Below are 10496 nucleotides of genomic sequence, written 5' to 3' on the forward strand. Positions count from 1 at the left end.
AAGGATGAAGGGTAGCGAAAACCGTCGCCAAGGGCTAGGAGGTGGCGTTTTCATTACGTGAACGGCCGGATTTCGACGCGCTTGGAGGCAGCCTTTGGCCCAATGATGGCATTGCCTGTCGTTTAGTTGCGCCAGAACGCATCCTCAGGCGGTACTTTGCTTGTGCAAGCATCTTGGCGCCAGTACCATTACGGCTCTCTTTTTCCGGCAGGAGCGGTTGCATGATTGCGGGCAGTATGGTGGCACTGGTCACACCCATGGATGCACAAGGTCATCTCGACTGGGACAGCCTGGGCAAACTGGTGGACTTCCACCTGCAAGAAGGCACCAACGCCATTGTGGCGGTCGGCACCACAGGTGAGTCGGCCACCCTCGATGTGGAAGAACACATCCAGGTCATCGAATTCGTGGTCAAGCGTGTGGCGGGCCGCATTGCCGTGATCGCCGGTACGGGCGCCAACTCGACGCGCGAAGCGATCGAGCTGACCAAAAACGCCAAGAAGGCCGGCGCCGATGCCTGCCTGCTGGTGACGCCGTACTACAACAAGCCGACCCAGGAAGGCCTGTACCAGCATTTCCGCGCCATTGCCGAAGCGGTCGACATCCCGCAGATCCTCTATAACGTACCGGGTCGTACCGCGTGTGATATGAAGGCCGAGACGGTGATCCGCCTGTCCACCGTACCGAACATCATCGGTATCAAGGAAGCCACCGGCGACCTGCAACGCGCCAAGGACATCCTGGCCGGCGTGAGCAGCGATTTCCTGGTGTATTCCGGTGACGACGCCACCGCTGTCGAACTGATGCTGCTGGGCGGCAAAGGCAACATCTCCGTGACCGCCAACGTGGCCCCGCGTGCCATGAGCGAAATGTGCGCCGCCGCCATCGCCGGTGACGCCGTGACCGCCCGCGCGATCCACGAGAAGCTGATGCCGCTCAACAAGACACTGTTTATCGAATCCAACCCTATTCCCGTGAAGTGGGCGCTGACTGAAATGGGCATGATGCCGGACGGTATCCGTCTGCCGCTCACCCGTCTGAGCGAAGCCTGTCATGAACCGCTGCGACAGGCCCTGCGCCAGTCCGGCGTCCTGGTTTAATTGAGGAAGCACTACGCATGAAGCGATTGGCCGGACTTTCCGCACTTGCCTTGATTATCTCCAGCACCAGTGGCTGCGGTTGGATCTGGGGCCCGGAAGGCTACTTCCGTGACCGCGGCAGCGATTACCTGGAAGCACAAGCAACCAAACCGATGCAACTGCCACCGGACGTCAACGTCGCCAAGCGCCTTGACCCGTTGCTGCCGATCCCGCGCAACGTCGCCGACGACACCACCAAGGGTGAGTACGTCGTGCCACGTCCACAGCCGATCTCGGCCGTGGCCGATGCCAGCGACTACAGCCTGCAGAAGAGCGGTGATTCGCGTTGGATCGTTGCTCAGCGTCCACCCGCCGAAGTCTGGCCAGTGGCAGTGCAGTTCTTCCAGGACAACGGTTTCCGTATCGACCAGCAGCGTCCACAGACCGGTGAATTCACCACGGCATGGCAGCAGGGCAACGAACTGTCCGCCACCATGGCCAAGCGCCTGCAGGCCGGTGGCGTAGCCTCCGACAGCGAAACCCGTGTGCGTGTGCGCATCGAGCCGGGTGTACAGCGTAATACCAGTGAAGTCTATGTGGTCAGCGCCGAGCGTCCTGCCGGCAGCACCGCCAACGTTGATTTCACCAACCGTTCGGTCAACACCGGTGTTGATTCGGCACTGGTCGACGAAATGCTGGCCAGCATGAGCCGTATTTCCGAGAAGGGCGGTTCGGTCTCCCTGCTCGCCGCACGTGATTACGATACTCCGAGCCGTGTCAGCCTCACCGAGGACGGCAGCGGCAACGTAGTGCTGAACCTCGGCGAAGACCTCGACCGTGCGTGGGCCAGTGTTGGTCGCGCCCTGGAGCAGGGCCCTTGGCGTGTTGAAGACATCAACCGCAGCCTGGGCCTGTACTACATCAACGTGGCTGAAAAAGCCGAGCGTAAAGACGACGAGCCAGGTTTCTTCGGCAAGCTGTTCGGCAGCAAACCGACCAAGGAAGAAATCGAGACCCGCGCCGAGCGTTACCAGGTTCGTTTGAGCAAGGTTGGCGAAAGCGTGCAAGTCACCGTCGAGAAGAACATCAACACCGTTGCGCCGGCTGAAACAGCGCGCAAAGTGTTGGGCGTGATTCAGGACAACCTGGGCTGATCCGATGCGTTTTGCCGTTCTCGGCAGCGGTAGCCAAGGGAACGGCACGCTGGTCGCACATGACGACACGTATGTGCTGGTGGATTGTGGTTTCTCGTTAAAAGAAACCGAGCGGCGCCTGCTGCGCCTGGGGGTACACCCCGCGCAGCTGAGCGCGATTCTGGTAACCCACGAACATGCCGACCACGTGCATGGCGTGGGTTTGCTGTCTCGGCGCTACAATCTTCCGGTGTACCTCAGTCGCGGCACCCTGCGCGGGATGCGCAAACCTATCGAGCCTAGAGGTTTCCTGGCCGGTGGCGAGCAACTGCAGATCGGTGCGTTGAGCATTGATGTGATTGCCGTCGCACATGACGCCCAGGAACCGACGCAGTATGTCTTCAGTGGCGGTGAGCGGCGTTTCGGCGTGCTCACTGACCTGGGGTCCTACTGCTCCAAGGTGCTGGACGGCTACCGCGACCTCGATGCGTTGATGATCGAGGCCAACCACTGTCGGGACCTGCTGGCTCGTGGTCATTACCCGTACTTTCTCAAGCAGCGGGTCGGCGGCGAACTGGGACATTTGAACAACCACCAGGCGGCATACCTGGTGTATGAGTTGGGCTGGCAAGACCTGCAACACCTGGTCCTGGCCCACTTGAGCAGCAAGAACAACCTGCCGACGCTTGCCCGGCAATGTTTTGTCGACACCCTCGGGTGCGACCCGGACTGGCTGCAATTGGCCGATCAAGATTCAGGGCTCGACTGGCGACACATCGCCTAGCCCACCTCACTCAAAGCGGAGCCCATCATGGAAAAACGTGAAGAACTCTACCGCGGCAAAGCCAAGTCGGTGTACAAGACCGACGACGCCAACCGCCTGATCCTGCTGTTTCGCAACGACACCTCGGCGTTCGACGGCAAGCGCATCGAACAACTTGATCGCAAAGGCATGGTGAACAACAAGTTCAACGCCTTCATCATGCAGAAGCTCGAAGAGGCCGGCATTCCGACCCAATTCGACAAACTGCTGGGCGACAACGAGTGCCTGGTCAAGAAGCTCGACATGATCCCGGTCGAATGCGTCGTGCGTAACTACGCTGCCGGCAGCCTGGTCAAGCGCCTGGGCGTGGAAGAGGGCCTCAAGCTCAACCCTTACACGTTCGAGCTGTTCCTGAAGGACGACGCCAAGGGCGACCCGTTCATCAACGAATCCCACGTCGTGGCGTTCGGCTGGGGCACCGCTGAACAACTGGCGCGCATGAAGGAGTTGTCCCTCAAGGTCAACGACGTGCTGAGCAAGCTGTTCGACGACGCCGGCCTGCTGCTGGTGGACTTCAAGCTCGAATTCGGTGTGTTCCACGACGGTTCCATCGTCCTGGGCGACGAATTCAGCCCGGACGGCTGCCGCCTGTGGGACAAGGACACCAAGAAGAAGATGGACAAAGACCGCTTCCGCCAGGGCCTCGGTGACGTTATCGAAGCCTACGAAGAAGTCGCCAATCGTCTTGGCGTACCGCTTTAATCGACGCAAGCATCTGATAGCACGGAAAAAAATCTCGCTTCGAGCTTTGCTTTCCTGAACCACGCTGTTATGATGCGCGCCGTTGGAGAGATGCCAGAGTGGCCGAATGGGACGGATTCGAAATCCGTTGTACCTTCACCGGTACCTAGGGTTCGAATCCCTATCTCTCCGCCATACAAATAAAAGCCCCGTAGACAAAAGTCTACGGGGCTTTTTTGTTTTCGGATTTCATTACTCCGCTGTACTACTCAAATCCTTCGGCTTTGACGCAGGCTTTTTATCCGTCTCCTTCACCGTCTCCCTTGGTCTTTTTTTCGCCTCACTTTCTGTCACGTACTCCCCCGTGACCGCATCCCGATACCTCGTTGGCATATAAGCTCCTTGTCAGCCAGTCGCCACGTCGGCGACCTTCCAAGGCTAGTTCAGAGGCGTGGGGGCAAACGCTCCATTGTGTGAGGAGGCATGACGAAGATTGGCCGTCATGATGCTCACCTGAAACAAAAAAGCCTGCTGGGCTCAATGCTCAGCAGGCTTTTTAGTCAACGACTTTCCGCTTAGGCCGGTTGAGCCACCAGGCTATTGCTCACTTTGCGACCCAGCACCAGCACCGTCACAAAACCCGCCCCGACCAACGCCGTGGCCAGGCTCAACAACACCGAGCTGCCCATCTGATCGACGATCCGTCCGCCGAAGAACGAGCCCAGGGCGATGATCACCTGGAACAAGGCGACGAAGAGCGGCATGCCGCGTTCGACGTCCTTGGGTGCCACGACAAACATCCAGATGCTGGCGCAGGCCGGGAAGGCGCCGAAGGCGAAGCCCCAGAGTGCAATCAGCATCGCTGCGCCGGTCATGCCAGTGGCGAAATGGGGGAACAGGGCGGTGCTGGTGCCGATCATCAGTGCGACCAGCAGCAGGGTGTTGCGCACGCTGCGGTTGGCGGCGAAACCGGCAAAGATGTTGCCTAGCACGCCGGCCACGCCATAGAGCAGTAGCAGCGAGCCGATCGTCGGCCCATCGAAACCGGCACTCTGTTTGAAGAAAGGGGCGACGTAGGTATAGGCGGCAAAGTGCGCCAGACCGATCAGCAATACGGCGATCAATCCGACCCGGGCTTGTGGGTTGATAAACAAGGCCGGCAGGTCACTCACGCGGATGGCTTTTTCCGGAGTCAGCCGTGGGAGCAGGAAGACCTGCGCCAGCAACACCGGCACGCCAACCAGTGCAGTCACCAGAAAAGTCATGCGCCAGCCCATCAAGCCGCTGAGCCAGGTGCCTACGGGCACGCCCAACACGGTGGCCAGTGTGACGCCCATCATGATGATCGAGGTGGCCTTCGCCACGCCCACGCCTTTGGGCGCCAGGCGGCCGCTGAGGGCGATGGCTGTGGCCCAGAACCCGCCAATGCTGATGCCCAGCAGTACGCGACCGAACAGCAGCAGGTTGAAGTCGCTGGCAAAGGCCACGACCGAGTTGGCGATGATCATGATCAGCGTCAGGCTGATCAGCAGGTAGCGACGGTCCATGGCGCCAATGAACACCGACAGCAAAGGCGCGGCGAGGGCGGCCATGATGCCGGGCAGGGTTACCATCAGCCCGGCATGCCCGGCACTGATACCCAAGTCGCTGGCGACGTCGTTGAGTACGCCTACCGGGAGAAACTCGCTGGTCACCAGGGCGAAGGCGCCAACGGCCACTGAGAGAATGGCCAGCCACTGCTGTTTGACGCTTTGCTGATTATGTTCGGGAAGGCCGCTAGGGGCCTGGCTGGCGCTTGGCATGATGGTGGGTTCCGAGGTGAATGTCGCCTGAAGCCAGGCGAGGGGAGGGAGTCAGGGAGGGGATTATAGGAATCGGTTGCGAATATCGAGCAGGCGCTCGTTTCGATAGTAATCATCAGTGCTATCGATGCGAAGCGTCTGGCAGGCACCGGGGTGTGCCCCGCGTGCGTGTATGCCGATGGCTCTCAAAGAAACTTTCCACACAAGGCATTACCTTCGTAGCTGTGCATGATCGGTCCCAGGAACATGAAAGGGCCGCATGCGTATAGGTAGGACGGAGGAGGGCGTGACTGGCAAACGGGAAGTTGCAGCGGCAGTGGCAACCCAACCCAAAGCGTCATGCCGCACCATTGGCGTTCGGTTTCTTTCGTGGATGATTCCCGCTGATCTGGAGCGGCTGCGTTTTTTGGCTCGGGAAGTGAAAGTTGCGCACCGACACAGCCGGTCAGGCAAGTGATCAGCACGCAGGCGATTAGAGTTTTTTCCATTTCAAACCGACTCGGGGGGAGTTTTCGACGTTCTCAGTATTGTCGTTCGCGGGTATCGCGATTTCAGCGGCCGTGATCTACGTCGCGGGAGATGTTACTCAGGCGTCAGCTCCAGCACGCGGTTTCTCCCGCCCTCGGCCACCAGATAAGTCCCGCGCCCGGTAGGCACAATCGACTGCGGGGCTTTGAGGAACGACAGAATGGTCTGCTGGCGCCCCTGCTTATCAATCAGCAGCAATCGCGCCCGGTGCGTGGCATCTTCATTGATCCACAGCCCGCGCTCGTCGCACATCAGGAAGGTCGGCTGGTTCAAATTGCCCAGCACCACCGGGTCACTGCCGTCGGCGGTCAGCTCGCGCACCACGCCCTTTTTCTTCTCGTTGTAGAGCAGGCGGCCGTCCGTGCAGCGCACGATGGCTTCGCCTTCCTGCACCTGGTCGCGCAACACGGTCAGAGACTGGTCGCTCCAGCGGTAACGCAGCAGGCGCCCGGCCGGCTTGCGATCTTCGATGGCGTAGAGGTCGTCGCCCTCAACCCACACGCCTTGCACGCTGTCACCCTTGAACAGTTCGGTGACCACGCCGTCCTTGTAGAAACTGACGGGCAGGTCGGCGGACTCCTGGCTGAACACCCAGCCGCCGCGGGTTGGCACAATGCCGTCGGGTTTTGACAGGTTGGCCACCACCACCTCGCGCGATCCGTCGGGGTGGATGCGCACGATGCTGCCCTGACCCTTGTCGAGTTCCTGGCTGACCATCAGTGAGCCGTTCGGCAACGGCATCAGCGATGCCGCTTTCGCCACATCGCGGTGTACCACCTGAACGCTCCAACCGCTCGCCGCACTCACGGGGTAGAAGCTCTGCCAGGCGAAGAAACCGAGGGCGGCGATAACCGGAGCGCCGACGAGGCACGCCCCGAGTCGCCAGAGACGCAATGGGTTTTTGTTATGGAATCGGGAGGTCATTGATCGCTCGGTCGATAGGATTCGGCATGCAGACTACGCAGGTGAGGGGGTTTTTTAAATGCGCGCAGGCCTGTTGCCGCTGCATTCGTACGATAATGGCCGACAAATCGACCTCATTGGCCCTTCTTCGTGATCATCAACTTCGACCTCAACGACCTCCAAGCCTTCCGCGCCGTGGTAGACAAGGGCAGCTTTCGCGGCGCTGCCGAGGCGATCCGGATCTCGCAGCCGGCGCTCAGCCGACGTATCGAAAAGCTCGAGTCCGCCCTCGACGTCAAGCTGTTCGAGCGCACCACACGGCGGGTCAGCCTGACCATGGTCGGCCGCGCTTTCCTGCCGCAGGTGGAGCGCATGCTCGACGACCTCGACATCGCGCTGATGGGCATCAGCAACGTTGCTTCCACGCGCATGGGCAATGTCACCATCGCCTGCGTTCCGTCGACCGCGTATTACTTCATGCCCCACGTGATCTCCGAATTCCACAAGCTGTATCCGAAAATTCGCCTGCGCGTGCTGGACGCGAGCGCCGGTGAAGTGTGCAACGCCGTGGAAAGTGGCGAGGCGGACTTTGGCGTGAGTTTCAGCGGCAGCCTGGCTGATGAAGTGGAGTTCGAGTTGCTGCTGCAGGAGCGCTATGTGCTGGCGTGTCGCCGTGATCATCCGTTGGCCGGGCGTGAGAGCGTGCCTTGGGCCGAGGCCTACGAACATGACTACATCACCGTGGATAAAACTTCAGGCAACCGCTCCCTGCTGGATCAGGCGCTGCGAGGCGTGCGGGTGAAAAAGCCGAGCATCTGCGAGACGCACCACGTGACCACGATGATCGGGCTGGTAGAGGCGGGGTTGGGGGTGGCGATGGTGCCTTCGATTGCCATGCCGGCAAACGAACACCCGCTGCTGGTCAGCGTGCCGTTGGTGGAACCGCAGGTGATGCGCAACGTGGGCTTGATCAAGCGCCGCGGACGGACGTTGCCGCCGGCGGCGCTGGAGTTGGAGCGATTGGTGCGGGAGATGCCGTTTCGGTCAGCGTGACACCGAGTCCAGGCCGGTGGATTGCACCACCGGTTGCGCTGCGGGCGAGGCGAGGAATTGCAGCAGCGCCTTGGCCTGCGCCGGGTGTTCGGCATTGACGGGAATACCCGCCGCAAAACGCGTCACAGACTGCACGTCCTCCGGGATTTTTCCGACGTAAGTCACCCCTGGCACTGGTAACAATTCCGCGACCTGCTGTAGACCGACTTCGTAGTCCCCCTTCGCGACCACCGAGGCCACCGGGATGCGTTCGATCATATTGCCCTTGGCCGGCATGCCGAGTTTGTGGAACAACTCCTTCTCAACATACACACCGCTGGCACTGTCCGAATACGCCACGGACTTGGCCTTGCTCAGCACTGCCTTGAGCTCGGCATCGGTGCCGATCGCCGGTTTGGGCGCGCCTTCCTTCACCACCAGGCCGATGCGCGAGTCCGCCAGTTCCACGCGGGAGGCCTTGTCGACCTTGCCCTGCTTGATCAGGTCATCCAGGGCGTAGCCGACCATGATCACCACGTCCGCGTGTTCGCCACGGGCCAGGCGGTTGGGAATCGCTTCCGGCGCCTTGCCCATCGACGGGCCGAGAATGGTGTCCAGGGTGTCGCCGCTCTGCTGGGCGTATTGTGGGCCCAGTAGTTTATAGGCAGCGGTGAAACCTCCGGAGGTCATCACCTTGAGCTCCTCGGCCTGGGCCGCCAGCGCCAGCGCGCCGAGGGCCAGGGCCGTCAGGGTATTGAGCAGCGGCTTCATCATGCCGCCCCCTGCATCACCTGGCCGCGACTGTTGGCGCGGCGATACAGGGCCAGGGTCGAGCACAGCGCGCAGGCTGCGGCGAACATCATCCAGTAGGCCGGCGAAGCCTTGTCCTCAGTGATGTGGATGAACCAGGTGGAGATCGCCGGGGTGAAACCGCCGAAGATCGCGGTTGCCAGGCTATAGGCCAGGGAGAAACCGGCCACGCGCACTTCCACCGGCATGATCTCGGTGAGGGCCGGGATCATTGCGCCGTTGTACATGCCATACAGGAAGGAGAACCACAGCAGGGTTTCCAGCATATGGGCAAAGCTGGGGGCGTTCACCACGTAGGACAGTGCTGGGTAAGCCGTGAGAACGGTCAGCGTCGTCATGGCGATCAGCACCGGCTTGCGCCCGAAACGGTCGCTCAAGGTGCCACCGATGGGCAGCCACACAAAATTCGACACGGCCACCAGCAAGGTCACCAGCAGCGCGTCGGACGTGCTCAGTTGCAGCACGGTCTTGCCGAAGGTCGGCGCGTACACGGTGATCAGGTAGAACGCGGTAGTGGTCATCGCCACCATCAGCATGCCGCCGATGACCACGCTCCAGTTCTTCACCAGGGTGGCTAGCACTTCGCGCATGGTCGGGCGATGCTTGCGGTTGGCGAACTCTTCGGTTTCCTGCAGGTTGCGCCGCAGCACAAAGATGAACGGAATGATCACGCAACCGACGGCAAACGGAATGCGCCAGCCCCAATCGGCGACCACGGAGGGCTCCATCCACACGTTCAGGCCGTAACCGAGTGCGGCGGCGACCACGATGGAGATCTGTTGGCTGCCCGACTGCCAGCTGGTGTAGAAGCCTTTGCGGCCCGGGGTGGCCATTTCGGCCAGGTACACCGACACACCGCCCAGCTCTGCGCCGGCCGAGAAGCCTTGCAGCAGGCGCCCCAGCAGCACCAGCAACGGCGCCCAGAGGCCAATGCTGTGATAACCCGGCACCAGCACGATCAACAGCGTGCCGCTGGCCATGATCGACAGGGTCACGATCAACCCTTTGCGGCGGCCGACGTCATCGATGTAGGCGCCCAAGATGATCGCGCCCAACGGACGCATCAGGAACCCTGCGCCGAACACGGCGAAGGTCATCATTAATGACGCAAACTCATTAGCGGCGGGGAAGAACGCGGCAGCAATGTAGGTGGCGTAGAAACCGAACAGAAAAAAGTCGAACTGTTCAAGGAAGTTACCCGAAGTCACGCGAAATACCGCGCCAACTTTAGAGTGGGCAGCGTCGGGCCGGGTCGGACTAGTCATGGTTTTGTGTCTCCAGCGTTCTTTTAAAAGTGCTTGTTTCGCTTAAGACCTAGAATAGTGGCTGACACATTTAGAAATGAAAAGTGACAAATTTGGATGGATTGATGCGCGTTGGTTGTCAATGGCCGGCCCCGCCGCAAATGCCGACGCTGTTCTATGCTTGAAGGTGCGACCCATTTTTAAGGACCGGAGATGGACATGACTGACAAACAGAAACCACGGGAAGTGCCACAGGGTGAGCAACCCCGGCGACGTGAGGAAGAAAAGCCACAGACCTGGAAGCATCCAGACGACGGTACAGAGCTTTCCGAACGGGATCAGGAGCGTCCGCTAAAACCCTGATCCCTCGGCGGTGAAGATCAAATGTGGGAGCGGGCTTGTGTGGGAGCGGGGGGGGGGGGGGGGGGGGGGGGGGGGGGGGGGGGGGGGGGGGGGGGGGG

Annotated in this window: 10 protein-coding genes and 1 tRNA gene; 7 read left to right on the top strand and 4 right to left on the bottom strand. The window is 60.8% G+C overall.

From position 1 onward, the window contains the following. The first annotated feature begins 221 nt into the window (after positions 1-221). The 5 genes from dapA to OPU96_RS14610 all read left to right on the top strand — a co-directional run bounded on the left by dapA (position 222) and on the right by OPU96_RS14610 (position 3911). Positions 222-1100: a 4-hydroxy-tetrahydrodipicolinate synthase gene (gene dapA / locus OPU96_RS14590; RefSeq protein ID WP_192299155.1), complete on the top strand. Its 879-nt coding sequence runs from the start codon at positions 222-224 to the stop codon at positions 1098-1100. Positions 1101-1117: 17 nt separating this feature from the next. Continuing rightward, the gene (gene bamC, locus OPU96_RS14595) at positions 1118-2233 is read left to right on the top strand and encodes an NlpB/DapX family lipoprotein (RefSeq protein WP_192299154.1); all 1116 of its coding nucleotides are present in this window, start codon (positions 1118-1120) and stop codon (positions 2231-2233) included. Between the two features lie 4 nt (positions 2234-2237). Then, the gene (locus tag OPU96_RS14600) at positions 2238-2996 is read left to right on the top strand and encodes an MBL fold metallo-hydrolase (protein WP_192299153.1); all 759 of its coding nucleotides are present in this window, start codon (positions 2238-2240) and stop codon (positions 2994-2996) included. 27 nt (positions 2997-3023) lie between these two features. Continuing rightward, complete coding sequence (purC, locus tag OPU96_RS14605; RefSeq protein ID WP_003172493.1) at positions 3024-3737, top strand: phosphoribosylaminoimidazolesuccinocarboxamide synthase; 714 nt, start codon at positions 3024-3026, stop codon at positions 3735-3737. Positions 3738-3821: 84 nt separating this feature from the next. Then, positions 3822-3911, top strand: a tRNA-Ser gene (locus OPU96_RS14610). A 380-nt stretch (positions 3912-4291) separates the two neighbouring features. Here OPU96_RS14610 and OPU96_RS14615 read toward each other — a convergent pair. Next, positions 4292-5518, bottom strand: a complete 1227-nt coding sequence (locus OPU96_RS14615; RefSeq protein ID WP_192299152.1) for an MFS transporter — start codon at positions 5516-5518, stop codon at positions 4292-4294. A gap of 582 nt (positions 5519-6100) precedes the next feature. Next, a complete protein-coding gene (locus OPU96_RS14620; protein ID WP_226455276.1) occupies positions 6101-6970 on the bottom strand; it encodes an SMP-30/gluconolactonase/LRE family protein in 870 nt (289 codons plus the stop codon). A gap of 129 nt (positions 6971-7099) precedes the next feature. Between OPU96_RS14620 and OPU96_RS14625 the strand changes: the two genes are divergently transcribed. Next, the gene (locus OPU96_RS14625) at positions 7100-8002 is read left to right on the top strand and encodes a LysR family transcriptional regulator (protein ID WP_226455277.1); all 903 of its coding nucleotides are present in this window, start codon (positions 7100-7102) and stop codon (positions 8000-8002) included. On the opposite strand, the gene OPU96_RS14630 is transcribed toward OPU96_RS14625, so the two are convergent. Further along, on the bottom strand, positions 7994-8752 hold the full coding sequence (locus tag OPU96_RS14630) for a substrate-binding domain-containing protein (protein ID WP_192299382.1): 759 nt from the start codon (positions 8750-8752) through the stop codon (positions 7994-7996). The two genes, OPU96_RS14625 and OPU96_RS14630, sit on opposite strands and share 9 nt — an antisense overlap. Further along, positions 8752-10056, bottom strand: coding sequence for an MFS transporter (locus OPU96_RS14635; protein ID WP_226455278.1), 1305 nt, complete (start codon positions 10054-10056; stop codon positions 8752-8754). The genes OPU96_RS14630 and OPU96_RS14635 overlap by 1 nt, the downstream gene beginning before the upstream one ends. Positions 10057-10254: 198 nt before the next feature. On the opposite strand from OPU96_RS14635, the gene OPU96_RS14640 reads away from it, so the two are divergent. Beyond that, entirely contained in the window at positions 10255-10398 is a 144-nt protein-coding gene (locus tag OPU96_RS14640; protein WP_192299149.1) for a hypothetical protein, read from the top strand. Positions 10399-10496 lie beyond the last annotated feature (98 nt).

The organism is Pseudomonas sp. RP-B7, assembly GCF_059803535.1.

What these genes read in the sequence shown, in the direction of transcription:
- dapA (WP_192299155.1), top strand. Translation starts at nt 222, where the DNA reads ATGATTGCGGGCAGTATGGTGGCACTGGTCACACCCATGGATGCACAA.
- bamC (WP_192299154.1), top strand. Translation starts at nt 1,118, where the DNA reads ATGAAGCGATTGGCCGGACTTTCCGCACTTGCCTTGATTATCTCCAGC.
- OPU96_RS14600 (WP_192299153.1), top strand. Translation starts at nt 2,238, where the DNA reads ATGCGTTTTGCCGTTCTCGGCAGCGGTAGCCAAGGGAACGGCACGCTG.
- purC (WP_003172493.1), top strand. Translation starts at nt 3,024, where the DNA reads ATGGAAAAACGTGAAGAACTCTACCGCGGCAAAGCCAAGTCGGTGTAC.
- OPU96_RS14615 (WP_192299152.1), bottom strand. Translation starts at nt 5,518, where the DNA reads ATGCCAAGCGCCAGCCAGGCCCCTAGCGGCCTTCCCGAACATAATCAG.
- OPU96_RS14620 (WP_226455276.1), bottom strand. Translation starts at nt 6,970, where the DNA reads ATGACCTCCCGATTCCATAACAAAAACCCATTGCGTCTCTGGCGACTC.
- OPU96_RS14630 (WP_192299382.1), bottom strand. Translation starts at nt 8,752, where the DNA reads ATGAAGCCGCTGCTCAATACCCTGACGGCCCTGGCCCTCGGCGCGCTG.
- OPU96_RS14635 (WP_226455278.1), bottom strand. Translation starts at nt 10,056, where the DNA reads ATGACTAGTCCGACCCGGCCCGACGCTGCCCACTCTAAAGTTGGCGCG.
- OPU96_RS14640 (WP_192299149.1), top strand. Translation starts at nt 10,255, where the DNA reads ATGACTGACAAACAGAAACCACGGGAAGTGCCACAGGGTGAGCAACCC.